This window comes from Hornefia porci (assembly GCF_001940235.1).
Lineage (GTDB): Bacteria > Bacillota > Clostridia > Peptostreptococcales > Anaerovoracaceae > Aminicella > Aminicella porci.
This window is the reverse complement of sequence record NZ_MJIE01000001.1, coordinates 1,683,919-1,707,123: the sequence shown is the minus strand read 5'-3', so window position 1 is coordinate 1,707,123 and position 23,205 is coordinate 1,683,919. Positions and strand designations below refer to the sequence as shown.

Annotated in this window: 24 protein-coding genes; 10 read left to right on the top strand and 14 right to left on the bottom strand. The window is 53.9% G+C overall.

Going from position 1 to position 23,205, the window contains the following annotated elements:
- Window positions 1-2 precede the first annotated feature (2 nt).
- The 6 genes from BHK98_RS08060 to BHK98_RS13360 all read right to left on the bottom strand — a co-directional run bounded on the left by BHK98_RS08060 (window position 3) and on the right by BHK98_RS13360 (window position 5,777).
- Entirely contained in the window at window positions 3-845 is an 843-nt protein-coding gene (locus tag BHK98_RS08060) for a carbohydrate ABC transporter permease (RefSeq protein ID WP_075713201.1), read from the bottom strand.
- Complete coding sequence (locus BHK98_RS08055) at window positions 838-1,686, bottom strand: carbohydrate ABC transporter permease (RefSeq protein WP_075713199.1); 849 nt, start codon at window positions 1,684-1,686, stop codon at window positions 838-840. The genes BHK98_RS08060 and BHK98_RS08055 overlap by 8 nt, the downstream gene beginning before the upstream one ends.
- A 12-nt stretch (window positions 1,687-1,698) precedes the next feature.
- Window positions 1,699-2,682 (bottom strand): hypothetical protein, encoded by a 984-nt coding sequence (locus tag BHK98_RS08050; protein WP_075713197.1) that lies wholly within the window; start codon window positions 2,680-2,682, stop codon window positions 1,699-1,701.
- 54 nt (window positions 2,683-2,736) lie between these two features.
- Window positions 2,737-4,038: a hypothetical protein gene (locus tag BHK98_RS08045; protein WP_075713195.1), complete on the bottom strand. Its 1,302-nt coding sequence runs from the start codon at window positions 4,036-4,038 to the stop codon at window positions 2,737-2,739.
- A 63-nt stretch (window positions 4,039-4,101) separates the two neighbouring features.
- Window positions 4,102-5,106 (bottom strand): hypothetical protein, encoded by a 1,005-nt coding sequence (locus BHK98_RS08040; protein WP_143404563.1) that lies wholly within the window; start codon window positions 5,104-5,106, stop codon window positions 4,102-4,104.
- A gap of 365 nt (window positions 5,107-5,471) precedes the next feature.
- Window positions 5,472-5,777: a hypothetical protein gene (locus tag BHK98_RS13360; protein ID WP_143404562.1), complete on the bottom strand. Its 306-nt coding sequence runs from the start codon at window positions 5,775-5,777 to the stop codon at window positions 5,472-5,474.
- Window positions 5,778-6,432: 655 nt separating this feature from the next.
- Here BHK98_RS13360 and BHK98_RS08035 point away from each other — a divergent pair.
- Window positions 6,433-6,930 (top strand): AAA family ATPase, encoded by a 498-nt coding sequence (locus BHK98_RS08035; protein WP_075713192.1) that lies wholly within the window; start codon window positions 6,433-6,435, stop codon window positions 6,928-6,930.
- A gap of 185 nt (window positions 6,931-7,115) precedes the next feature.
- Window positions 7,116-7,484, top strand: coding sequence for a DUF6054 family protein (locus BHK98_RS08030; RefSeq protein ID WP_075713190.1), 369 nt, complete (start codon window positions 7,116-7,118; stop codon window positions 7,482-7,484).
- 136 nt (window positions 7,485-7,620) lie between these two features.
- Here the strand turns inward: BHK98_RS08030 and BHK98_RS08025 are convergent, their stop codons facing one another.
- Both BHK98_RS08025 and BHK98_RS08020 read right to left on the bottom strand, forming a co-directional pair.
- A complete protein-coding gene (locus tag BHK98_RS08025; protein WP_075713188.1) occupies window positions 7,621-8,910 on the bottom strand; it encodes a phenylacetate--CoA ligase family protein in 1,290 nt (429 codons plus the stop codon).
- A 59-nt stretch (window positions 8,911-8,969) separates the two neighbouring features.
- Window positions 8,970-10,352, bottom strand: coding sequence for a hypothetical protein (locus tag BHK98_RS08020; protein WP_075713186.1), 1,383 nt, complete (start codon window positions 10,350-10,352; stop codon window positions 8,970-8,972).
- Between the two features lie 309 nt (window positions 10,353-10,661).
- Here BHK98_RS08020 and BHK98_RS08015 point away from each other — a divergent pair, with 309 nt between their 5' ends.
- Window positions 10,662-12,254, top strand: a complete 1,593-nt coding sequence (locus BHK98_RS08015) for a L,D-transpeptidase (protein ID WP_075713184.1) — start codon at window positions 10,662-10,664, stop codon at window positions 12,252-12,254.
- An 87-nt stretch (window positions 12,255-12,341) separates the two neighbouring features.
- Complete coding sequence (locus BHK98_RS08010) at window positions 12,342-13,355, top strand: NlpC/P60 family protein (protein WP_075713182.1); 1,014 nt, start codon at window positions 12,342-12,344, stop codon at window positions 13,353-13,355.
- Between the two features lie 61 nt (window positions 13,356-13,416).
- Here BHK98_RS08010 and BHK98_RS08005 read toward each other — a convergent pair whose 3' ends face one another.
- Both BHK98_RS08005 and BHK98_RS08000 read right to left on the bottom strand, forming a co-directional pair.
- The gene (locus BHK98_RS08005) at window positions 13,417-14,712 is read right to left on the bottom strand and encodes a lipopolysaccharide biosynthesis protein (RefSeq protein WP_075713180.1); all 1,296 of its coding nucleotides are present in this window, start codon (window positions 14,710-14,712) and stop codon (window positions 13,417-13,419) included.
- A gap of 112 nt (window positions 14,713-14,824) precedes the next feature.
- Window positions 14,825-16,195, bottom strand: a complete 1,371-nt coding sequence (locus tag BHK98_RS08000; RefSeq protein ID WP_075713178.1) for a fibronectin type III domain-containing protein — start codon at window positions 16,193-16,195, stop codon at window positions 14,825-14,827.
- Window positions 16,196-16,498: 303 nt separating this feature from the next.
- On the opposite strand from BHK98_RS08000, the gene BHK98_RS07995 reads away from it, so the two are divergent.
- From BHK98_RS07995 to BHK98_RS07970, 6 genes are read left to right on the top strand one after another with little or no spacing between them, the layout of a single operon-like run.
- Entirely contained in the window at window positions 16,499-16,696 is a 198-nt protein-coding gene (locus tag BHK98_RS07995) for a hypothetical protein (protein WP_075713176.1), read from the top strand.
- A gap of 9 nt (window positions 16,697-16,705) precedes the next feature.
- Window positions 16,706-17,323 carry a phosphodiesterase gene (gene yfcE / locus BHK98_RS07990; RefSeq protein ID WP_083628165.1) on the top strand — a complete coding sequence of 206 codons (618 nt, stop codon included), beginning with the start codon at window positions 16,706-16,708 and terminating at the stop codon, window positions 17,321-17,323.
- Window positions 17,320-18,111: an HAD family hydrolase gene (locus tag BHK98_RS07985; protein ID WP_075713174.1), complete on the top strand. Its 792-nt coding sequence runs from the start codon at window positions 17,320-17,322 to the stop codon at window positions 18,109-18,111. Before yfcE ends, BHK98_RS07985 begins: the two co-directional genes overlap by 4 nt.
- Complete coding sequence (locus BHK98_RS07980) at window positions 18,101-18,808, top strand: response regulator transcription factor (protein ID WP_075713172.1); 708 nt, start codon at window positions 18,101-18,103, stop codon at window positions 18,806-18,808. The genes BHK98_RS07985 and BHK98_RS07980 overlap by 11 nt, the downstream gene beginning before the upstream one ends.
- Window positions 18,801-20,477, top strand: coding sequence for a HAMP domain-containing sensor histidine kinase (locus BHK98_RS07975; RefSeq protein ID WP_075713170.1), 1,677 nt, complete (start codon window positions 18,801-18,803; stop codon window positions 20,475-20,477). Before BHK98_RS07980 ends, BHK98_RS07975 begins: the two co-directional genes overlap by 8 nt.
- On the top strand, window positions 20,446-21,177 hold the full coding sequence (locus BHK98_RS07970) for a beta/alpha barrel domain-containing protein (protein ID WP_075713168.1): 732 nt from the start codon (window positions 20,446-20,448) through the stop codon (window positions 21,175-21,177). The genes BHK98_RS07975 and BHK98_RS07970 overlap by 32 nt, the downstream gene beginning before the upstream one ends.
- Here the strand turns inward: BHK98_RS07970 and BHK98_RS07965 are convergent.
- The 4 genes from BHK98_RS07965 to BHK98_RS07950 form a co-directional block, all read right to left on the bottom strand.
- On the bottom strand, window positions 21,174-21,791 hold the full coding sequence (locus tag BHK98_RS07965) for a hypothetical protein (protein WP_075713166.1): 618 nt from the start codon (window positions 21,789-21,791) through the stop codon (window positions 21,174-21,176). The two genes, BHK98_RS07970 and BHK98_RS07965, sit on opposite strands and share 4 nt — an antisense overlap.
- Before the next feature lie 64 nt (window positions 21,792-21,855).
- Complete coding sequence (locus BHK98_RS07960) at window positions 21,856-22,245, bottom strand: DUF6120 family protein (protein ID WP_075713164.1); 390 nt, start codon at window positions 22,243-22,245, stop codon at window positions 21,856-21,858.
- A gap of 99 nt (window positions 22,246-22,344) precedes the next feature.
- Complete coding sequence (locus BHK98_RS07955) at window positions 22,345-22,734, bottom strand: DUF6120 family protein (protein WP_075713162.1); 390 nt, start codon at window positions 22,732-22,734, stop codon at window positions 22,345-22,347.
- Window positions 22,731-23,087 (bottom strand): PadR family transcriptional regulator, encoded by a 357-nt coding sequence (locus BHK98_RS07950; protein WP_075713160.1) that lies wholly within the window; start codon window positions 23,085-23,087, stop codon window positions 22,731-22,733. The genes BHK98_RS07955 and BHK98_RS07950 overlap by 4 nt, the downstream gene beginning before the upstream one ends.
- Window positions 23,088-23,205: the final 118 nt, after the last annotated feature.

The following is a 23,205-nucleotide window of genomic DNA, read 5'->3' as shown; positions in this document are numbered from 1 at the left end:
ACCTACCTTTTTACGCCCATCGCGGCGATACCTCCCTCCAGGGCGGGCTGCCCGATGCGGAAGATCAGGATTGCCGGGAACATGGCAATGAGGGAGGCGACAAAGGCGATCCCGGCGTTATCGACAGAAATCGATGGGATGAACAGCGACAGCGGCCATTTAGCAGGGGAATCCAGAAACGCCATCGGAGGTTCGATGATGCTCCAGTATTCCAGAAACTGCAGCATCATGGCCGCGGCAATTCCTGCGCGTCCTGCGGGCAGACCGATGCGCAGAAAGATATCCGGTTCTCCGGCGCCGTCCAGCCGTGCCGCCTCCACCACGGAGGACGGAATTCCCCGGAAGAAGTTGTACTCAATGAAAACCGGAAAAGTCGAGAAAACTCCGGGAAGGATGACTGCCGGAAGGCTGTTCAGAAGTCCCATCGCACCCAGATGAATATATTCCGGGAGCATGAGCACCTGGAAAGGGAGCATCATCAGGATGATGTACAGCGTAAACAGCAGACCTCTGCCGCGGAACCTGTATTGCGCGAATCCCCAGGCTGCCGGAGCTGCAATCAGCAGCTGTCCCAGCAGCACGCCTCCCGTGATCAGCACCGTGTTCCAGAAGAGGCGGAAAAATCCGGGCTGGAACAGGAACAGTTCCCGGAAAGATTCCGGGGAAACCTTTCGGGGGAACAAAGCCCAGTCCACATAGCCCCCGCCTTTGTAGAAGAGCAGCTCCGACAGCCGGGAGGACAGCTCATCGCCGCTCATCAGAGAGCCTGTGAGGATGAAGAGCACAGGATAGCACATGACAAAGGCGAGAATCGCCAGCAGTGTGAAGACAACAGCTCTACGCATCAGTCTCACCTCGCATTTCCCATGTTCTCTGCAGGAGCAGAATCAGCAGAATCAGGATTGCTGAATCGATGGTCGCGCCCGCAGCCATTTTGTCGGTGTCCAGGCTCAGGAACCAGTTGTTGAAGAGGTTCTGTATCATATAGATGCTGCTGTCGGGATAGTCCCCCGCCACAAGGTAAGCTTCCCTGAACACCTTGAAGGAATTCAGAAGCGCAAGCACGATGATTACAAAGGATGCGCCCCGGATATGAGGCAGAATCACATACCGCAGCCGCGCCAGATGCCCCGCCGCATCCAGCCGGGCAGCTTCCGTCGATGACCGGGGAACTGTGGAGAGCGCCGCCAGCCACAGAATAAGGTTGTACCCGAGATTCCTCCAGATATAGCTGCCCACCAGGATCCAGAACGCGATGCCGCTGTCCATCCAGTGAACTGCCGCATGACCGCTGCCGGTAAGTATTCCGTTGAGAATTCCCTGCTGGTCGAACAGAAACCGCCACATCAGGACGACGGAGGCGGTGGGAATCGCCATGGGGATGAGAAAACCTGTCTTCAGGACTCCCGCTCCCCTCGGACCTTCAAACAGGAACAGAGCGATCAGGAGTGACCCGATGAGAAGAAGCGGTATACAGACCAGATCAAACAGAAAGGTGTTCTTCATCGCAAGACGGAAGGCTTCGTTGCAGATCACTTCCCGGTAATTGTCCAGCCCTGCGAACCGCCCGTCCGACGTCCGCCAGAAGGAGCGGAACAGCACGTCAATGTACGGCACCAGAAGGAAGAGACTGACGCCGGCGAGAGAGGGCAGTATGAATTTAACAGGATGGAATTCACGGAGCATATTCTTCCCCTCCTACTTTTCCTTGAGTGTATATCGGTAAAGACTGCATGAATCCCCGGAGGAGGAGGAGACTGAGGCATAGATCGTGGAACTGTCCTTTGCTGCGGAGTCAACAAAAGTGATATCCTTGTTTCCGAAACTCACATCCTCCTTGTCGGCCAGCCTCTGCGATCCGTCCTTTGTAAACCGCATGATGCCGTTGCGATCCAGATAAAACCCTGCGATTTCTTCGGAATCACTGGAGTATACGGCATACTCCCGCTCGTTTCCGACGGCCTTTTGTTTATCCATGTACTGAAAGAGGGCGCCGGCAATTTTCCCGATGGAGACCTGTTTCCCCGTGCCGGCGTCGCAGCACGCTGCTCCGCCGTTCAGTCCTTTGAGGTACAGGATGTTTCCAGACTGAGCGATGTCCGCAACGCCGCTGCAGTTCTTCAAAGAGATGTCCTTCACCTTGCCGGTCCGGTAATCACAGCTTCTGAACTGATATTCCGGCGTGGCCGTGAATATCCTGCTGCTGCCTGAAAGCCCTGCCTGCAAGATTGTCCGGGCCTTGTCACCGGACGCTCTGCCGATAATACCCTTCTTCGAATCGTACAGTGCGGATTCGTCGGTAAAGGCGCCGGACAGGTTTTCCTGCCGCAGATAACTCCATGAGACCCATATCTGCCCGGCGTGAAAATCTGCCGTTGCCTCCAGGCGGGCCATTCCCGGCGATGCTGTGTATTTCTCCTTCCAGACAGACTCCCAGTTTTTCCCGTCATCCTTTGTGCGGAAGCATAGTACGCTGATATTCCTCTCGCCATGTGTTTTTACTCCGCACAGGTAGAGGCTGTCATTTTCCCACGAAATCGAGGAAATGTATGACAGCTTTTCTGGCGGAGAAATTTTCTTTTCCGTCATTTTCTGTGCGCCGTTTTTATCTGCGCATCCGGAGAGGAGCATCAGAAGCAGTGCTGCGGCGACGGACAAAATGATTAAGAGTGATTTCTTCACACTAAGCCTCCATAGATAAAAGTTTCTGAAGCTGATAATGGTGCAGGCAGCTAATCATTCCGAACGGACGATACGGATCCTGTCTACCGCCCGCTCTACGGCTGCGTCCAGAGTCTGGTTTCCGTTTATATATTCGTTCGCTTCCGTCATCACAATGTCCATCAGAACGCCGTCTGTAACGCGGCTGGTGAGTCTGTTGCCGAGGTCGCGGGTCAGCAGCCGGACTGTCTGGGAACGCAGCGCAGGGAGGGTCAAAGTGTTGTATTCCGAAATCCTGTCGGATTCAGTGGTGCGCCTCATAATCCCAGACAGGGAGTTCAGATCGGAGGGGAGCAGGGAACTGTCGCTGACCAGCTGCTGCCCTTCCTCTGACATCAGATACCGGAGATATTTCACCGCAGTGCTCCGGTGCGCTCCATTTTTGTTGACGGCTACGATGCAGCAGGGCATGGAAATGATGCGGCCGTTTTCCTCAGCCAGCCTGTACCGGAGACGGTCCTTATCTGACAGCAGCTGCAAAAGCTGAAAGTCTTCAATGCTGCAGAGATAGTCCATGGAAACTCCGGTTCCTCCGTGCCCGATTCCCTCGAAGGAAAAGAGGGGATTCAGCTGCATATTCAACCGCTGGAAGGATGCTGCTTCGTATTTCTGACGGCTCTGGCCGCGCAGGCGCTGCAGGGACTGATAGAAATCGCAGAGCAGACGGCGGTCGCTGCTTCGGACTCCTGTGAGCCGCGGCTCAACATACAGTCTGCAGGCGATTGCGGCAATGTTATCATAGGCGTTCCCGAAGTACAGGTTGTTTTTCTGTGCGAAACGGAGAAGTGTTCCGAATCCGGATGTGTTCGGCAGTTCCCTTCCCGCAGATCCGTCGGCAGCGTATACGAAAAGGGTCTGTGCGGCGGGGAGGGCGAAGCATTTGCCCTTCGATGTAAACTGCTGCTTCACCTCGGCGGGAACGCCGGAGTCTCCGGCAATTGACCGGAGATCCAGCAGTTTTCCGGATTTTATGTACGGAGTCGGATCCATATCGTCCAGGATGAGGATGTCCGGTCCCGTGCTGCTCATCAGTTCCAGATTGATTTTTTTCCGGGCGTCGCCGGCGTCCATCTCGTAATCTGTTACGACCTGTCGTATATCCGCTGTGATCCCGCAGTCTGATGCGGCGCTTGTCAGAAGACCGCTGAGATTATCATCGCCGTTCATCATGCAGATTTTCAGATCCGCAGCCTCCGTTCCGGAAGGGCGGTGATATGCGTAAAGCATCAGCGTGGAAGTCAGCGCGAATACGAGTGCGAGTATGATGACGCGCGGGATTACGCTTACTGTATGATTGTATTTTTTCATCGTCCTCATCGGCCGCCCTCCTTTCCGATTTAACCGCGCCGGTTCACGCGTATATCCCGAAGGTCAGCGGGATTATTTTTTCTGCCGGTATTGAATCAGCCGAAGTCCGTTCCAGAAGGTGTCGTCATTGTATGGAACAAAGAATTCGTCAGAATCACGGACGAAGAACCGGTCAAAGGTGTATTTATTTTCTCCCAGTGTTTTGGAAGGCGATTCTCCCACCTGAGTTCTGGTGTCGCCGGCAAAGCGGTAGATCCCTTCCCGCGTCAGTGCAAAGCACAGGGTTTCTTTTTCCGGTGTCTGAACTACACGCCAGAGATATTTTGATCCGTCAGCAAGCTTTTTCTGGTCTGAAAAATATTCCTTCTCGTCCTTCCATACGGCTTTGACGGAGTCCGGGGCAGCCAGGGTTTTGTAATTGCGGGTGTCGAGGCATTTGCCTTCGATGTAGATCCTTCTGCCGGCAAGCTGAAAATCATAATCGTATTCGTTGTCAGCGACAATTTTATATTTGCCGGTTTGGCCGTTGAAATGAAGGATTTTGGCGAGACATTCGTCATCATCGATATCCAGAGTGCCGTACCCGGAGTATTCGGAATCCATTATTACATGAGCAATGTTCATCTGCGGTGGGAGCTTCAGTGTCGTCAGGCGTTTTCCGCGATAATCGAACATCTCTCCGGAACGGACCTCCACACGCACATCCTTAACGGAGCGTCCGGTTTCAATGGCACTCATCACGGCGATGCCGCTGCTGCTCATGGAGAACTTCACGTCCAGAGAAAGAAAATTCCGCACATCCGGGCAGGTGTATGTCTTCTTCAGTATTCTCGTCCAGGAGGAGCCGGAATCCCGGCTTTTCAAAACAACGGCTGTAACGCTGCGCGCGTTCTGCTCCCGGACTCCGCCGACGTAGATGTCGTTGCCGTCAAAGTACATTTCCTCAATGCGGTTCAGGTTTTCCGGGAGCTTGAGTTCTTTTGCTTTGTAGAATGTCTCCGTGTCCGAGCCTTTGTCACCGCACCCGGCCAGAAGAAACAGCAGGATGCAGAGCAGAAGACTCAACAGGCATTTCACAGCAGATGAGAATTCCGTCCGCTGTAGGGATGTTAAGGTTGTTTTTTTCATAAATATCACCGTCGTTTTATCGATTAAGTCAGTCATTTTCAGTGCTTTTTCCTTGTCCGTCCGGTAGCAGGCTTTTGCATCGATATGCGGGTTGAAAATTTTATCATACCACAGCAGATAACCGGGAAACTGTCGGTTTCTGCTTGCAGTTGAACTCGTTCGCTGTAGCGCGGTTAACAAATCGTTGTCAGCGACCATTAAGTTTGATACAGACTAATGGGCGGACAAAAGGTACTTTACAGCGGATGAAAATTCCATCCGCTGTAAGCGTTTAAGGTCGGCCATATTATATAATAGGGTAATGATCCTAATATTTAGAAATACTTACCATCATGAGTGGCTTTCGGCATAGAGGCTTTATGCTTTTTCATATTTCGGTTGTGATCGGATTTTGCGGCTGCAGGAGTATTGCCTGAACCGCGGATGGTTGTATAATGCGCGCGTTTGTGTTGTTCGTTGGTAACACCGTAACAATGAGATTTACAACTGGCTTGTGCACGAAGAGGCTCTGCAGAAGATGCATCATCATCAGCGAAGATTGTACATGAGAACGATGTTACAATAGCAATGATGCAGATGATCACAGATGCTAATCGATTTCTAACTTTACAGTTATTCATAATGAAGTCCTTTCTTTTTGCTATAGCATATTTTAAGTTATGCCAGTCTCTGAATGTGTTATCGCGAAAGTAGCCCGAATATAATATGACAAGTCCCCTCTCTTTTGATGGGTGGAGACACGACCGCATTTGGGTATACCGAAGAGAAGAGCCATACGGCTCTTCGGGGAATTAGATTTTTGTAAACAAAGAAATCAATCGTTAAGTTCCAAAAGAGAACAACTCCCCAATACCACAAAACCAGTGTACACTCTTTTTAGACTATTGTCAATTAATCATATTTTAAATAAATATTCAATATATATGATGCTTATGCGCGAACTGGATTTGTGCAGCGGGTAGAGAATTTTTCAAGCCGCAGGAACCTGTCAGGTACGAAACCGGACCGGCTTCTTTGTAAAAATGTGCATTATACTGTCGAAATTACGTGCAAAAATGTATTTTTCACTGCCAATTGTACGTAAAAATGTGTTTGATTCGCGTTGTAAATCGTGTAAAAACGTGATAACGTTGTCTTAGAGTAATAGAAGGAGGCGAACACATTAAAACGAAAAGCCATTGACAAGCTCATTCAGTGGAAATCCGATCCTGAACGAAAACCCCTGATTCTCCGAGGGGCGCGTCAGGTCGGCAAAACCTGACTGATGCCTGGCTGATGAAAGAGTTTGGAGAATGTGAATATGACAGCTTTGTATATTTCAACTTCGATGAAGAAGAGGAATTGAAATCAATATTTGAAAAAAACAAGAACCCACACCGGATTGTTGAAATTCTTTCACTGATTTCAGGAAAGAAGATAGTTCCGGAGGATACACTTATTGTTCTTGACGAGATACAGGAATGCCCTGAAGCTTTAAATTCCTTAAAATATTTTAGGGAAGACGTCGGGGAATATCATATTGTTACCGCAGGAAGCCTGCCGGGAACACTTCTTGCGACACCCAAGTCTTATCCGGTGGGACAGGTTAACCTTCTCGACATATTTCTCATGACCTTTGACAAGTACCTGGCGGCAACAGACATCAGTCTCTGTTCATATTTAACAAAGATATGCTTAGGAGAGAGGATTTGCCTGCTCCGCGTTTTGATAAAAAAAGAAAAAAATTTTATTTTGCTGTCCCCTTTTGCCCTTTTTTTACGTTTCTATGTGTGAAGGGGTGAAAGAGACGGGTGCCGTCTCTTCAATACAGCCTCCGGATCCGGATATCAAGGATTCGCGTTCCGGAGAGTTTTGTTCAAAAGGGCAGAAGTTATTGCAGAAAGACTGTGGAAAGAAAGAGGTGATGCCATGCGCAGCAGAAAAAGATATTTGTTCCCGATAAGAAAGGAGTCTGTGCGATGAGCCTTACAACGATTAAGATGAGACGCCCGGCGCAGGGCGAACTGAAAGATATCGCGTCTGCGTTTCGGAGGAAATATAATGAAACGTTTGCCGAGTTTCTGACGGAGACGTGGCTTGAGGGAACGGACCTTACTGTCTGTCAGATGCTGTATGAGCGGTTTTATTTCAGGAACAGCAGCTACGCCACTGTCATCATTCTCCTCAGCGAACAGGACGGTGAGCAGAGAGTCCTGATTAACGGATGCGGAGGCGGCGATGGCCTGTTCAACATAAGTCTGGGCGCAAATAACAGCTTTGCGTATAAGACAAAGGACTATTTTCAGGCGCAGGGCTTTGAAGTGCTGTCCGAGGAGCGGAGAAGGTGAGAGGCGGTCGGCTCGCGCTTCGCGGTTCTGTGCCGGTGCGTCTCGCCGACTGTTCCGCGACTCGCGGTTCTGTGTCCGCGTCGTCTCGCCGACTGTCCCGCGCTTCTCGGCCGTCTCGCGCTGAATGCCGCGCCGCCTATTTTACCTTGCAGACAATCATCCGAAGCTTGCCGTTCTCGTCCGGCGGAATGGAGTCCATCCAGTCGTACTCGATTCGGAAGGGGTGCTTGAATTTTCTGTTCAGATCCGCGGTGAGCTGTGCGGCTACTTCATCTCTGGTGCGTTCGGATTCTTCTTTGTTATAGACGCACTGGATCCGGATCATATCGTAGGATTCCTGGATGAAGCGGATCTGCAGGATGTCGGTGCAGTGAGCGATGATGGGCGCGATTTCGAAGAATGTGGTGACTTCTCCGGTCTCGTACCGGAAGAAATCGTTCATTCTGCCCTGCACGCCGGTGATGAACCGGACGCCGTTCCGGGTCACGGATGTGGCTTTGTCGCCGATGGAGTAATTAATCAGCGGCAGGTCGGTCTTGTACAGCGGTGTCACCACGATCTTGCCGTCGTCGGCCGGCCGGTCGTTGTCGTCGTAGATGTTTACCACAAAGGAATCGTTGTGGACCACGTACTCCGGGCTCTCGCCGATCTTCACCATGCAGGCGCCGGTCTCGGCTGTTCCGTAGGAGTCGATGATGCCGGGGCCCAGAACCTCCTTGAACAGCCGGCGGGCGATGTCGTCGGTTTTTTCTCCGGTGGGCACAAAGAACCTCGGCTGATATATTTTGCTGCCGTGCTGTCTGCAGTACAGGCAGAGCCGCATGAGCTCGGTTTTATTCATGTAAAGGAAGTCCGGCTTGTATTCATTGACCTGCCGGATCATTTCCTCCTCCGGCGCGTACTGGTCCAGAAATCCGCGGCGCAGGATGCCCAGGCGCTGGAGCGCGGTGTCGTAGCCGGCGGAAACGCTGTGCGCGCTCTTGCGGCTCATGGTTTTACCGAGGAAGGGGTTGTAGCCTGCCAGCATCATGACCCGGAACCAGTTGGCCATCATGTAGGCCTTTTCCCTGGGCGACAGAAGAATCATCAGCGGTTCGCCGGACGATCCGCTGGTGGTGTCGTGGTACCAGTTGTCATACCTGGGGTTCTTCGCTTCTTCTTTCATCCAGGCGCGCAGCTCTTCCTTATGCAACAAAGGCAGACGGGTGAGGTCCGCACCGGTCCGGATGTCCTCCGGCTTCACGCCCGCAGCGTCGAACCGTTCTTTGTAGAACGGGATCCTGTACGCCTTCCGCACGAGCCTGCGAACACGCCGATCCTGAATTCTTTTGACTCCGGAGAAATCCTCCGGGATTTTTTTCTTCATCTTGGCCAGATCCGTGAAAATCAGCAGATTGACCAGCTTCTTTTCCAAATTCTCAAACATAGTTCCATTATAGCATCAAAGTGTCGTCTTATCCAGTAATATCCTGCGGCGAACCGCGGTCACATCATGTAGTGATGTCCCCGCAGCAGCAGCTGGAAGTAATACAACTGGCAAACCACGTGAAGCCCCAGCAGCACAAGCCCCAGAACGAAGTACAGCCGCCGCAGCCCCGGACGTCGCTGCAGGAACTGCGGATCCCGCCAGTTTTCCGCGAATTTCCAGATACTCAGCAGAAACAGCAGGTATGCGCCCGCCTTTTTCCCCCAGGCGAAATTGCCGTGAGCGGCTCGCCGTCCCGTCTCGCTGAACGTGAAATGCTCTGCGATGCCGATGAGCAGCAGCAGCCATCCGGAGGCATAGCGGATATCACGCAGGGCCGGAAGGTTGAAGAGGAGCACCAGCAGAGGGAACAGAAGACCGGCCAGAAGGCTCAGAGGAACGGAGAAGTCCTGGTTGAAATAGGCCCGACCGAACTGGATGATCACACTGCCGTCTCCGCCGGAGGCGGCGGCCGATGCGGCAGCTCCGGCCGCTTCTGAAGCGCCCGCGCCGGCGGCTCCCGGAGCACCGCCGAACATGGCTTTGTTCAGGTAGAGAAAATAGACCATTCCCGGAAGGGCGGAGCACCCGAGAATCAGAACGCTGCGAAACCGCCTCCCGACACTTCCGCATTCCCTCCTGCCGAAAATCAGATCCCGGAGCAGGATCGCCGCCATCAGCGGATAGAAAATCATGATGAAACTGGGCTTGGCCCACGCCGAGGCCAGAAACGCCAGGCTCAGCAGCAGCCACTGCCCCGGGGCAATCCGCCGGAAATATCGCTCCCGGATGCGGAAAAACAGCAGAAGTGCAAGTATCGCGAGAGGCATCATCATAATCTGCGTCGGACTCTGCCAGGCGTACTTGCTCAGCGTTTTCTCGTAGAAATACGGCATCAGATGCGGAATGTAGACGGGGCCGGAGAACAAAGCTGCGACAGAGGCTGCCTCCAGAAGCCGCCGGTCGGCAGAAGCGTCTGCACAGCATCCCGTCGCCGTATCGCCCGCCTCTGGGAACGGCGTACCTGTTTCCCGGAATCCGGGGGCGCCAGCGCCTGAGAGTCTGCCTCCGTTTTCCGAAAACCGGCTGCAGAACAGATAGCGCAGCAGCAGGTAGTTTGCGACCATCGTCAGCGAAACCGCAAGCCCCAGAAGGACAGCGATTCCCAGTGTATTTCCGCACAGATCCATAAGGTGGCTGAACAGCCAGTTGACGGCGCGCGTCGGAGTGGGATTCCGCCGGGCGATTTTTACATACAAAGACACGTCGGACATGTATCCGCCGCCGTACCGGATTGACTGGCGCCGGGCCAGAAAAGCTTCAGCCAGAAAAACCGCGGCACATATCATGACATACAGCAGATCCGGCCTGCTCTGATTCTTCACGTTACAAACATTTCTCATACGTCTCATACGCTTATTTTTACACAGAGTCCGGAAAATAGCAAGGAATATCAACGAATTACAGCCGCAGACGTTTTCGCAGTGCTCCGCCGCGGTTCTTTTGCAGCGCCCCGCCCCGGCCGTTTCAGGACCTCTCTGCGCCCCTTTCAGCTTCTCGCCCCGGCTGTTACTGACCCTCGCCCCGGCCGTTTTTTGTTGATATTGCCGCTCCGATATGGTAAACTACATTATATATGCGAGTGAGTATAGGGAAGATGCATGTGTGATCTGGAAGTCGAACACACTGATGCAGTAAGGAGAGATAAAGGAATGCACAGAAAGAGATTGAAGAAGGTTGTCTGCATGGTTCTGACGGTCGCGATGATCGGCACGACGTTCGTGGCGGTGCCTGCGTTTGCTGAGGATACTCAGGCAGGGCAGAGCACATCGGGGGTGCAGACGGAGGATAACAGCTCCGCGGCGGAAAGCGGGTCCGCGGAGGCAGAGACGCCGGACAAAGCTTCGGTCAGCTCGGCTGAAACACAGAGCAAGGCTCCGCTGAAGCTGAGCGCGAAGCCGGTGACATCGGACGCCGCACAGAATACGCCGGGTCAGTTCGCGGTGAAATTTACGGGTGCCTGGCTGGATCCCGCACAGCAGAAGAAGCTGACGGACGCCGGCTGGACTCTGACCTACGAGCTGAAGGACCAGAACGATAAAGTCCTGACGAAGGTCACAGACATTGCGAGCTTTGTTTATAAGATCCAGGACAGCGGAACGAAGTATAAGCTTGTCTGCACGGCCGCGAAGCAGGGAGAGACCGCGCAGGTTTTCGAGTCCGCTCTGTTAAGCGGATATAAATTTCTGTCCGCGCCGACCGGCGTCAGCGTGAAATGTCCCAAGAGCGACAATAATGTTACGATTAAATGGAAGAAGGTAAGCGACGCGTCGGGATACCTGATTTACCGCACGACAAGCAAGTCGGAGATTCCCGCGAAGCAGACGAAGACCATCAGCAGCGGAAAGACGACGTCCTACGTGGATAAGAACCGCTCGGGAAAGAAAACCTACTACTATTATGTGAGAGCGATTTACAAGGGAAGCAGCAACGGCTCAGACTATCAGACAGCCTCTGAGGCTTCCGCCCGCAAATCGGTCACGGTGAACTGGTATCTGACCTGCGGCGTCAGAACCATCAAGTGGTATACGACAACAAAGACCAGTGCGAAGCTGTACACGTCCAGAACCGGAAGCAAGAGCAAGGGAACGCTCAAGAAGGGAACCTATGTTATTGTGACCGACAAATATCCGAGAAAAATTCTGAACTGGGATGTTCCCAAGCGAATCTATGTCAAGCAGCTGAAGGACGGAAAGAGCGGCAAGGTCATCCGGAAGGGATGGGTCCGCTGGAAGGACTGCAAGACAGTAAAGGGAAATGTTCCGTACAGCAAGAAACTGGATAAGAACAACGACTGGACGAAGAAGGTAAAGGAAAAATGGGTCAACAAAAAGAAATACGGAAGCAAGACCCGTTACCTCATCTGGATCAGCCAGTACACGCAGCATGTCACGATCTTCAAGGGCAAAAAGGGGCACTGGAAGGTGTATAAATCCTTCCGCTGCTGCAGCGGCAAGTTCCAGCAGCCGACGCCGAAGAGCAAGAGCTTTACGATTCATAAGCATAAGATGAAGCGGACACGCCTGACGAAGCACGGCAATCCGTATTATTACACGCACCTGTCCTTCTTCACCGGAGGGGACTCCTTCCATACCATCTGCTGGTATGAGGGAACACGCAGAGTGGTCAAGGGAATGAGCAACAGCGGACAGCCGAATACCCGGGGCTGCGTCCGCCTGGACGAGAAATACGCCGTCTGGATTTACAGGCATATTCCGAACGGAACGAAGGTAATCAGCTACTGATCTGCGGCGAGGCGTCTGCAATCCGTGCGAACGGGGTAAATGTTTATGTGAAACGGCAGTTATTTCCAGAAGGAGTGAGAAAGATCGATGGTCAGGAAACACAGTAAATTAGCTATTGCGATTTTGATTGTGGCTGCGCTGATTGCCACGGGAATCGTCGCGCTGGTGCTGATGACGCCGCGCGCGGCCTACGCCAACGGCACCGTTGTGAAGGAGCCCTACTCGATTCTGATCGGAGGAAAAGAGGTTGCGGTTGTCAACGGGAAGTCCACCGGGAAAAAGGTCATGAAGGACGTGGCCGCCAGTTACACGCCCAAGGGCGCCGTTTTGAAGAAGGTCTCCTATGACACAAAGGTGAAGATTCAGGAACGTAAACTGTCCCTGTTCGAGGACGCCCCCACGGTGAAGACCAGAACGGAAGCTGTGCAGGCGATTCTGGACGGGAATACAGAAGAGGATCCGATGTTTACTGTGACGACGGTCTCTGAGAAGTATAAGACAAAGAAAACTGACCGGAAAGTTACTTTCAAATACGACTCCACACTGTCCGCTTTCGAGAGCAAGGTGCAGGACAAAGGCAAGGCCGGCTCCAGCAGGATTACCTATCGGCTGACGAATGAGAACGGGAAGCTGATTTCAAAGAAGAAGACCGGCGTGAAGGTTCTGGAGGAGCCGGAAAATGCGGTGGTTCTGACCGGAAACCAGAATATGCCGACGGATCTCAAATGGTCCGATTACGATGAGTATACGAGCAAGCTGAACGATGAGCTCGGCGTGAAGATCTCCAAAGAAGGGATTCGCTATCTGGGAAATCCGTATAAGCTGGGCGGAAACGACCTGTATCACGGAATCGACTGCGTAGCCTTTGTCAGAGCGATGTACCAGAAATACGGAATCACTCTTCCCAAAGGCCGCACGGCCATCGGACATTACGGACGCGCTGTATCGCTTTCTCAGGCGAAGGCCGGCGACATCGTCTACTACGGAAACCACGTCGCGATTTACATGGGGAACGGAAAGGTCATCCATGCGATTCGCAAGGGAATCAGCATTTCCAAGGTGAATTTCCGGAAGATCGTATCCATACGGCGGGGCTACTGAGCTGAAAGGCCGAAAGACAGGAACTGACTGAAGGAAACAAGAAAACTGATGTTTATAGCTGTCAGGCGTTTTGCAGATTTCTGCGGGCGTCGGACAGCTTTTTGAATGTCAGGACTGCCAGCAGTACGGCCAGAATTGTCATGATTACTGCGTACAGGGTCGCCGCTCCCAGGATTCCGTGGTTTCTGACAAGGATGCCGGACAGGACGAAAGCGGCCAGCGCCGCTATGCCGTAGCATACCAGAAGGAAGTTCTGTTCACGGATAATCGTGACAACGGTACTGAAGAAGGTGGCGTACGCCAGCGCGCCGCCGCCGATCATGACGATACACAGCTCTATCCGGTAGGCGTGAAGATCCACGCCGAAGATCCAGGACAGGATCGGGATGCCGATTGTCCATGCGACTGCAAGACCGAGCACAGTAAGTCCCAGGACGAGCAGCAGCTGCTGCCGGATCCGGCGGTTCAGCTCGAGGAAGGCTTCGCGGGTGCCGGACAGCCACAGCTCCGCATAAGACGTCAGAATGGGATTGAAAATGAAGTTGGCGATGAGCATGACCATGAAGGCGGGCATGAAAATAATATTATAGACGGCCTGGATTTCTTCTGTGAGATAGGCGTCGATGGCGTATTTCGGCGCGTTGCTGATATACATGTTCAGAAACAGGCTGATGAAGATGGGGAAGCCGTCGATGAGCAGCGTGCGGAATTTCCCGCGGCTGATGGAGGGACGGTAGGATTCGCAGTAGCGATGGCCGGCGTTGACAGTCGTCAGCATCATTCCGATGACGGAGACCGCGACGCAGACGATGCTGGAAAGCAGGAGGTCATGCGTCACCGCCAGCGCAGCAATTAATCCCAGGACCTCCAGGACATAGCGGACGGAGGAGCATTTTGTGGCCACATCCAGGCGATCCTTCTGCTGCATATTTCCGTGGATGACATCAGTATAGGCCTGCACCAGCTTCAGCATGCACATCAGAAAAACGACAGCGGCCTTCTCCGGGCCGTAGCCCTTGAAGCCGATACCGTAGACGCAGTAGGCGACAGAAGCGACGATCATGGCACCGCAGGTGACAAAGCGCATGGCCTGGTATTCCTGGAAACTGTATTTTTCATGAATGTCCGAGGCCTGGAAACGACGCAGACCGTAGAGGCCCACATAGAGCATCAGGCTCGCAACAGCAAAAGCGATGCTGAAGACCCCGGCGTCGTAGACGCCGTTGGTCCGGGTCATCACCATCAGGATGACCGGACTCTGCAGGGCAGAAAGCATCGCGTTTATGGCGTTCCACAGATAGGAACTTCTTCTGATGTTGCCGGTTTTCTCCAGCAGATCACAGATTTTATTCAGCATATTTGTCCGTTATTGTTATCGTATTCATCGTACATCTGTCGTATGCGGCGTGTGCCTGTTGCGCCTGCCGTGCATCTGTGCCGCAGCGCGTAATCCGGCGGCTGAGCGCGCGTCAGTTGACCAGAACGTATCCGATGTTTCCGGCTTTTGCCTTTGTATAGTACATGCTCCTGGTCACCTTGGATTTGGAGGTGGAATAGGCGCTGAAGCTTTTCACGATGCTGCTCACCGTATTGACGTTGCCGTTTTTGGCCGTGTCAAACTTCACGAGCCGGTTGTCCTTTCCCCATTTGCCGCTGCTCTGTTTCAGCGAGTCACCCATGATGACGTCCCCGTTTTCGTCCAGTCCCAGCATGACCATGGTGTGCGTGCCGCCGGCATAATTGTTCTTGCCGGGCAGCGTGATGATGACAGGATTGCCCTCCTTAAGATGAGCGGTGATCTCCTTCTTCGCGGAGGCTGCAGTATATTTGTAGACGTACTTGTTTTTCACGCCGTAGTAGGTGAGGATTGTGGAGATGCCTTTCAGGTTGACCGGCATCTGTTTGCTCAGAGTTTTGCTCATATTCGCGTTTACCGCGTCAGTGCCGAAGACGGTCCGCTCCACTTCCTCGATGACTCTGTCCGGCGTGTAGTCTGCAAGCGCCGGAACGGTGGCGTTCAGCACGGTGGTCAGTGAGCAGGTGGAACAGCCGTGCGCCTTCAGATAGGCCTGATATTCCGGATATTTGTAATCCAGAGCGGTAGAATTCTGGTAGTAGAGCTTGTAGTTGTAGGTGTAGCCGTCGCTGTTGGTGACGGTCGGGTTGGTGACGTTGGCGTCAGTGTTCTTCGGCGCAACAAAGGTGACCTTGCTTTTGTCCGCGAGAGTGCGACGGATATAATTAAAGGGCTGATCACATGCTGCGCAGACGCCGGTGGTGTGGGCGGTTTTACCGGTGATCCGGCGTGCGGTCTTCCTGGAAATTTCGTGAGAGTGGGTCATGGGAATGACCTTGGTTCCCGTCACAGCGCCGCTGGAGGGATCCAGGTAAGTCTTCACGCCCGATTCGCAGGTCGGCTTCGTGGTGACCCGCCCGGCATAGGAAAATACCCAGCATTTCTTCACGCTGCTCCATTTCCCGTAATAACGGGATTTCCCTTTCTGCTTATACGCGCGGACTTCAATGTAATATACCTTGCCACGGATCAGATCGGTGAAGGTCGTCTGCGTCGCACTCTTCCCTTTTAGAGTCAGAACTCTTTTATTATGAGTGAATTTTTTGTTCGTCGCAACTTTAATCTGGTAGCCCGAGCAGGAAACCTTCTTCCACTTCACGTCCAGCCGGCTTTCCTCCTTGCTGGCAGTATAGGAGATCTTCGTCTGCGCGGGTTTCTTTGTCGCGGCAAAGGCCTTGCTCGTCAGTGTCGCGGCCGAAAATGTGACAGCGATTCCGGCGCAGAGCAGGGCAACAATAATATTCCGCTTCAACGTACTGTTCATGTCAACCTCGTTTCTTTCGATTCCGGATGAATACTCTGAAACAGCGCGCGGAGAAACCCGCGCGGCGTCCTGTCTCCTTATTATAATGGTTAACAATAAAAATTACAAGTGTTTCGTGCCCAACGGTCGGATATTCGCGGTTTTTTGCAGCTTTTCCGCGTTTTTTGTGCTTTCCCCGGGGCGCGCATCCCTTCGCGGGGGGCGAAACCGAATATCGCAGGCGGGGCCGAACCGAATATCATGAATTGAAGGGAACCGCATAATATGGTATAATTTTTTCTATAAAATCAGAGGTGACGAATTATGACGAGAGAAGAAATCACGAACCTGGACGGCAAGATCATAGACCGCAAAATGCTGGAGGAAATCCGGCAATCGGAGGAGGTCAAGGCCATCCGGGACAACGGTATGGACGGCCGGCGGATCGGAAAGCGCTGGTATGTTGTAGTCTTTAACGACGGGTACGGCGTCAGCGTTTACGTCAGTACCTTCGCGAGATAGGAGGGGCGGATGCCTGCAAATAAAGGAAAGGAAACGGCAGGAACAGCGGAAGCGAAGAAGTCGCCGGGAGCGGAGGGGCGGACGAAGCTCATGATTGCGTCTGACATTCACGGGTCGGCGTATTACTGCCGGCGTATGCTTGAGGCTTTCCGGACATCCGGCGCGGAGCGGCTTCTGCTGCTGGGCGACATTCTGTATCACGGACCGCGGAATGATCTGCCGCGGGACTATGCACCGAAGGAGGTTATCCGGATGCTGAACCCGTATGCGGACCGGATCCTCTGCGTGAGAGGCAACTGCGAGGCAGAGGTGGACCAGATGGTGCTGGACTTCCCGGTTCTGGCGGATTATGCTTTGTTCATGACAGAGCGTCTTACGATCTACGCCACCCACGGACACATCTGGAATCCGGAGCACAGACCGCCGATGACGCCGGGAACGATTCTGCTGAACGGGCATACCCACGTGCCCCGGTGCGAGGGCTTTCCGGATTTTCTGTACATGAATCCGGGGTCGGTGTCCATACCGAAGGAGGACAGCCCCCACAGCTATATGCTGCTGGAGGAGGAGACGTTTACGTGGGTTGATCTTGAAACAGGAAAGGAATACAGGAAATATCAGATATGAATCAGAAGAACTGCAACAGAATGATTGACGGCGTTATCTTCGACGTGGACGGCACGCTGCTGGACACGATGCCGGTGTGGCACGACGCGGGGGCGCGTTTTCTGGCCACGCTGGGAATTCAGGCGGAGCCCGGACTGGGGGATCTGCTGTTCGAGGAAACGGTGGAAACCGGCGCGCAGTATCTGATCGATCATTACGGACTGACCATGTCGATTCCGGAGATTGCCCGGGGAATCGATGAGCAGGTGGAGCAGTTCTACTTTCGCGAGGCGGACTTCAAGCCCGGCGCCCGGAAGCTTCTTCAGCAGATGTACGACGCGGAGATCCATCTGACTGTGGCGACCTCCACGCATCGGAAATGCATTGAGGCGGCGTTTGACCGGCTGGGAATCCGGGAGCTCTTTGAGGGAATCTTCACCTGCAGCGAGGTGGGGGCGACAAAGAACAGTCCGGCGATTTTCTATGCGGCGGAGGACTGCATGCAGACGCAGCCGGAGTACACATGGGTGTTCGAGGACGGGCTTTATGCGATCCGGACCGCTGAGGCGGCGGGCTTCCGGACGGTCGGGGTTTATGATCCGGTCAGCGAAAAGGACCGGGAGGAAATCATACGGACGGCGGATTTCTATTACGAGAGCCTGGAGGATTTCGACCTGCTGTGCGGCGAAGACGGCGCGAGCGAGGCGGCTGTTATAAGCATGAGCGGCGCGCCGGGCGTCGGCACGGAGGCTGCGGCGGGCGTCAGCGTGTGCGGCGAAGGCGGAGGAAGGAGGGAAAATGAGTCATAACAGAATTCTGGTTGTGGACGACGATCCCGATATCCGGAAGGTGCTGTCGGTGCTTCTCGGCAGCGAGGGATTTGCCGTGGAGGAAGCGGAGAACGGCCGGAAGGCGGTGGAGCGCGTGCTTGCCGGACCGTCGCCGGATCTGATGATTCTGGACATCATGATGCCCGGGATGGACGGGCTGGAGGTCTGCGCCAGAGTGCGGGAGACCTCGTCGGTTCCTATTTTGTTCCTCACCGCGAAATCGCAGGATCAGGATAAGGTGGCGGCGTATACCAGCGGCGGCGACGATTTTCTGGTGAAACCGTTCTCCCAGACGGAGCTGCTGATGAAGGTGAAATCCCTCATCCGGCGCCATACGGAATATAACACGTATCCCGTCCGTACCGCGGACGAGAATACACAGGTGCTGGCGGAGAACGTGGTGGTGGATATCCGGACCCGTTCTGTGCGCAGGAACGGCACCCGGATCAACCTGACCGACAAGGAGTTCGACATTCTCCGGTATTTCATGGAGCACCGGGGAGAGGTGGTGCAGAACAAAGACCTCTATGAGAGCGTCTGGGGTGAGAAGTACCTTCCGTCCGCCGGGAACACGATTATGGTGCACGTGCTGAACCTTCGGAAAAAGCTGGAGGACAACGTGAGCAAATCGAAAATTATCAAGACTGTCTGGGGAAAGGGTTACCGGATTGAATAAATGCAGGGTGAAAATCAGGAACTGGTGGAGCGTGCATTATCTGTCGCTGAATTTCAAGCTGATCGTGGCCGTGCTTGTCGCGGCGGTATTCGCGGTCGGCGGGTTTCTGGCGTGCTCTGTGCTTGAAGACTATGTTGCGCAGAGATATTATCTCTCGGACAAAGCCAAGGCCGCGGCGGTCGGGGACCGCTACCGCGAGCTGAAAGCCTTTGTCGGAGAAAATCACGTAAAGGCGACGGACAGCCGGGCGCTGCAGAACTGGCTCGCCGGAAAAAGCTACACGCAGTTGCTTGTCTGGGATAACAACAAGGATGTGTTCAGCGGCGGCTGGATTGTGGATTCCAGCGATACGCGCGGCGCGCAGGACGGAAGCCTGACGGTGCAGAAGAACAGAGCGAGGACGACGGAATCAGACACGGTGAAGCATCTGAGCCCTGAGGATTTCAAGGAGGATGTCTATAACCGGTACGTGACGTTTGCGGACGGGACGTACTATACATATATCAACGTCAACGGAGAGAAGCGCTGGTACTATATCATGGATATCGTTGCGGTCTTAATCGCGGCGGTGCTGTTCCTGATGACTATTCTCATCTACAACAGTACGGTGCTGGAGCGGGTCAGCGACCTTTCTGACGATGTCCGGAAAATCAGCGAAGGGGATCTGAACCGGCGCATCGTTCCGGGACATCGGGATGAGATCGGAGAGCTGGCGGCGAGCGTGGATGTGATGCGGACCGCGATTCTTGAAAAGATGGGGAACGAGAAGGCCGCCTGGGACGCCAATACGCAACTGATCACGTCTATGTCTCATGATATCCGGACGCCGCTGACCTCCCTGATCGGATACCTGGACATTATTGAGAGTGGCAAGTTTGAGTCTCGCGAGGAGCTGGACCGGTACATCGGATCCTGCAGGGAAAAGGCGTTTCAGCTGAAGGATCTTTCCGACAGGCTGTTCCGGTATTTCCTCGTTTTCGGCAATCAGGAACAGGAGATCAGGCTGGAGCGGATGGATGCAGGGATTCTGTTTCAGCAGCTTCTGGTGGAGCACGTGGCGGAGACCATCGGCTGCGGGTTCAATGTGAATCTGCAGTACAATGTGCCGGAGGGATTTCTGGTGGATGTGGACATCTCTTCCATGCGGCGGCTCTTCGACAATCTGTTTTCAAATATCATGAAGTATGCGGATCACTCTTTCTCCGTGGAAATAAAGGCAGATCTGATTCTGGACAGAATCAAGCTGGTGCTGCAGAATCATATCCATGAAGAGGCGAAGAAGGTGGAGAGCACCAAAATCGGCGTCCGGACCTGCAAGCGGCTCTGTGAGGATATGAACGGCGCCTTTCACGCCATGGAGGAGGAGAAGATTTATACGACAGAAATCCTGTTTCCGGTGGTGGAGATGAATGTCACAGAGGACGCGCTGGACCGGCAGCTTTTCGGAACGGCGGAGGCGCCTCCGAAACCGGATGGGCCGGCGGTGTCAGAACCGGATGGGCCGGCGTCAGATCCGGAGAAGACTCCTCCGGAGACGGATGATGCAGACGGAACATGCGGCCGGACAGGTCATGCGGTCGATACAGACGGCGGCCGCGCAGGCCGCACAGATGATACAAGTAATGAAGGGGGATGCAATGATGACTTACAAGGACATACCGAGAATTAACGGAACATTGAGAGCCAAGTCAATTCAGATGCCTGAGGTGATCTGGAGCGCCAAGGGAATGGTGGTGCTGGGCCGCAGGATTAAATCCTGCATTTTCACCACGGATATCGCTATCATACGTAACTGCAACGCGGATGCGGTGCTTGCCGTATATCCGTTTACGCCGCAGCAGATCATCAATACGACGATTATCAATACCGCGTCGATTCCTGTGTTCTGCGGCGTGGGAGGCGGAACGACACAGGGCGTGCGGACCGCGCTGATCGCCAAGGATGCGGAAGCGGACGGCGCGTACGGGGTCGTCGTCAATTCGCCGATGCAGAACGGAAATATCGAGATGATCAAGAGGGTAATCGATATCCCGGTCATCGCCACAGTGGTTAATGAAAATACAGATATTGAAGCACGTCTGGACGCGGGAGCGTCGATTCTGAACGTATCCGCCGCGGCCAAAACGCCGGAGCTGGTCCGGCATATCCGGGCGGAGTTTCCGGGAGTGCCCATCATTGCTACGGGTGGACCCACGGACGACACCATCCGGGAGACCATCGCCGCGGGTGCAAACACGATCAGCTATACTCCGCCGGGGCTGGATGACATCTTCAGCGCTATGATGGCGGAATACCGGAAGGAAGCGGCCAGGGTGGATTCTCCGGAGGAGAAGGAAATGATCCTGGAGGAGATGCTGGAGCTCATTTAATACATGCTCTGCCGGCGCACTTCGCCGCCGGACTGTGCGCCGCGGCGCTGCCTTTTTTCAGAGGAATGGCGGCGCCCTTCGGCTCCGGTGCGGTGCGCCCGTTTATAGAAATGTCCCGAGGCAGTGCAGGTCAGCGTGACGGTTTTGTGGATCTTCTGTACCACCTCTCCGTTTTCGTATCGTTTGGCGGTTGCGGACGCGATAGCCTTGTTTTTGATTTTCCCGGCGCGGCGGTTGGTCACCTTCCATCTTTTGTTTCTGGATTTAGCTGTGACCCGGGAGGAAAGGCAGGTTGAGGAGCCTCTGCCGTACCGGAAGGTGCCGGTGACCTTCACGAACCACAAAACAGACCCGGATGCGCTGCGGTAGCGGGTAGTCTTGGATTTTGTCACGGTATAAACTCCTGACGGAGCGAAAATCCTCGACGAAGCAAGTGCCCCCGGCTGCCCAGGGACGGTCTCGACAATAGTTTCATAGTAACTTCCGTCAGGAAGCCGCCGGATGCTGGTACTCTGTTCACCGTCTGCCGCGAGGACCGGCTGGACCGTGAGGAACAGCAGGAAAACAGCGGTCAGCAGCCCCGTTATTTTGATTGTTCTTCCTTTTCTGCACATGTTTCTTCTCCCGTGATTGGATGTGGATGCTTTTTCCGGTTCTGACCCGCACGTGCGGCGGGCGCTATTCGATTACCGTCTCCTCTGTCACCGCGATAGAGTCGAGACCGGTGTAGAAATTGTAGAAAACAAAACCGATTTTCGCGGCCGACAGGATGAAGGCGGCCAGAAGAATCACCGCCAGAAAGCGGCGGATACGATTCCAGCGTCTGAGATAGCGGTAAAGCTCCTCGTTTTCCATCGCGTTCAGATACGATTTCACGACGTCCTTCGCCGAGCCGAATTTGCCGATAATCTCGGAGATTGAAGCGCCTTCGTGCTCCTCGGCGTATATTCGGATCTCTCGCCGCAGCGCCTTTACATAGCGGCGCTCCGCCCCGGCATAGACCGGAAACAGCAGCCGTATATTGCGAAAATAGGTGTTCAGTTCCGTGTCAAGGGTGCTTTTCTTCAAACTACTTCAACCTTCCTCAACCTGCCTGCGACGTTCCGCGGCGTTCTCCGGCAGCCCGCGGCGCGGTGCCTGCAACATTCCGCAGCGTTCCCCGGCGCTTTATCTGCCCCCGGTCAGAGTTGTAACGATACGGGGATGATGGTTACAGATGTATCGGGAAACCTCGACCATTCCCCATTGAATCTCTACGGTGAGAATGACCAGCAGCATGATGATGATAATGACGCGCCGGATCATCCTCCACGCAGAAAGATGATGAAAAAGGTCCGACGTGTCCATGGCGTCCAGATAGTCGGAGACCACGTCCCGGGGCGTTCCGAATCGCCGGATGACCGCCGGCAGATCGCAGGATTCATTCTCCTCCGCAAAGGCGAGCACCCGTTCCCGGAACATGCGCAGAAACTGCTTCTCCCGTCGGGTGAAGACGGGCATCAGAAGCCGGATCTGGCGGAAATAGCTGCTGAGCTCCCGTGACAGTTTCCCGTTCATTTCTCCTGCTCCTCCGGCAGCGTGTCACATTCCAGAATTCGCCGGATGCCGCGGGTAATCTGCCGGTAATCCTCCAGAAGGTCAGCGAGCCGTTCCCGTCCGGAGTCTTCCAGGTGATAGTACACCCGGAGACGGCGTTTGCCGACGATGACCTCCCGCTCCGAAAGATAGCCCTTCTCCCGAAGCTTGTAGACGGTGGGGTACAAAGTGCTTTCCTGCATATCAACATCGCCCTCTGAAATCTCCCGGATCAGATTCGTCAGCTGATACCCGTATAAATCTTTCTTTTCTAACAGATAGAGAACCAGCATTTCCACGGTTCCCATCTTAAAACTGCTTCGTCCTCTGGCCATAGGAATCCCTTTCGTTAGATTTTCATTTTCAGTATACAGGAGATAGTATGAATAAACAATACTCTTTAAAACATAGTATATATTGACAATAAAGAATATTTTGATTAAAATGGAACGA

Bases quoted from the DNA above. Each gene is read 5' to 3' on its own strand.
- BHK98_RS08000 (WP_075713178.1), bottom strand. From the start codon at position 16,195: ATGAACAGTACGTTGAAGCGGAATATTATTGTTGCCCTGCTCTGCGCC.
- BHK98_RS08060 (WP_075713201.1), bottom strand. From the start codon at position 845: ATGCGTAGAGCTGTTGTCTTCACACTGCTGGCGATTCTCGCCTTTGTC.
- BHK98_RS08010 (WP_075713182.1), top strand. From the start codon at position 12,342: ATGGTCAGGAAACACAGTAAATTAGCTATTGCGATTTTGATTGTGGCT.
- BHK98_RS07950 (WP_075713160.1), bottom strand. From the start codon at position 23,087: ATGGCCAGAGGACGAAGCAGTTTTAAGATGGGAACCGTGGAAATGCTG.
- BHK98_RS07970 (WP_075713168.1), top strand. From the start codon at position 20,446: ATGATGACTTACAAGGACATACCGAGAATTAACGGAACATTGAGAGCC.
- BHK98_RS07985 (WP_075713174.1), top strand. From the start codon at position 17,320: ATGAATCAGAAGAACTGCAACAGAATGATTGACGGCGTTATCTTCGAC.
- BHK98_RS08015 (WP_075713184.1), top strand. From the start codon at position 10,662: ATGCACAGAAAGAGATTGAAGAAGGTTGTCTGCATGGTTCTGACGGTC.
- BHK98_RS08020 (WP_075713186.1), bottom strand. From the start codon at position 10,352: ATGAGAAATGTTTGTAACGTGAAGAATCAGAGCAGGCCGGATCTGCTG.
- BHK98_RS08030 (WP_075713190.1), top strand. From the start codon at position 7,116: ATGAGCCTTACAACGATTAAGATGAGACGCCCGGCGCAGGGCGAACTG.
- BHK98_RS08005 (WP_075713180.1), bottom strand. From the start codon at position 14,712: ATGCTGAATAAAATCTGTGATCTGCTGGAGAAAACCGGCAACATCAGA.
- BHK98_RS08055 (WP_075713199.1), bottom strand. From the start codon at position 1,686: ATGCTCCGTGAATTCCATCCTGTTAAATTCATACTGCCCTCTCTCGCC.
- BHK98_RS07955 (WP_075713162.1), bottom strand. From the start codon at position 22,734: ATGAACGGGAAACTGTCACGGGAGCTCAGCAGCTATTTCCGCCAGATC.
- BHK98_RS08035 (WP_075713192.1), top strand. From the start codon at position 6,433: ATGAAAGAGTTTGGAGAATGTGAATATGACAGCTTTGTATATTTCAAC.
- BHK98_RS07995 (WP_075713176.1), top strand. From the start codon at position 16,499: ATGACGAGAGAAGAAATCACGAACCTGGACGGCAAGATCATAGACCGC.
- BHK98_RS07980 (WP_075713172.1), top strand. From the start codon at position 18,101: ATGAGTCATAACAGAATTCTGGTTGTGGACGACGATCCCGATATCCGG.
- yfcE (WP_083628165.1), top strand. From the start codon at position 16,706: ATGCCTGCAAATAAAGGAAAGGAAACGGCAGGAACAGCGGAAGCGAAG.
- BHK98_RS08045 (WP_075713195.1), bottom strand. From the start codon at position 4,038: ATGAGGACGATGAAAAAATACAATCATACAGTAAGCGTAATCCCGCGC.
- BHK98_RS13360 (WP_143404562.1), bottom strand. From the start codon at position 5,777: ATGAATAACTGTAAAGTTAGAAATCGATTAGCATCTGTGATCATCTGC.
- BHK98_RS07965 (WP_075713166.1), bottom strand. From the start codon at position 21,791: ATGTGCAGAAAAGGAAGAACAATCAAAATAACGGGGCTGCTGACCGCT.
- BHK98_RS08025 (WP_075713188.1), bottom strand. From the start codon at position 8,910: ATGTTTGAGAATTTGGAAAAGAAGCTGGTCAATCTGCTGATTTTCACG.